Source organism: Desulfosporosinus sp. I2 (assembly GCF_000960765.1).
In the GTDB taxonomy this organism is placed as follows: Bacteria; Bacillota; Desulfitobacteriia; order Desulfitobacteriales; family Desulfitobacteriaceae; genus Desulfosporosinus.
The window spans coordinates 1-234 of record NZ_JYNH01000341.1; the positions used below are offsets into that span (position 1 = coordinate 1).

General features: G+C 56.0%; 1 protein-coding gene. It reads left to right on the plus strand.

Features of this window, described 5'->3' with window-relative positions:
• The coding region (locus tag UF75_RS26010; protein ID WP_045577399.1) for a hypothetical protein at nt 1-234 on the plus strand (234 nt) is incomplete at both ends.

Genomic DNA, 234 nt, shown 5'->3' on the forward strand with positions numbered 1-234 from the left:
TGAAGATCCCTTGAGCGGCAGCCTGATTATCAAATACCTCCAGGACAGCAAAATCGTGGAGGAAGAGTTCGATTTGGTGGTCCTGGCCATGGGGGTTAAACCGCCGAAGGCTGCCGGGGAACTGGCCCGTGTTACGGGGATAAACTTGAATGAATACGGCTTCGCCCATACCAAACCCCTCGACCCGATTCAGACCTCCAGAGCAGGCGTTTTCGTGGCGGGAGCTTTCCAGGG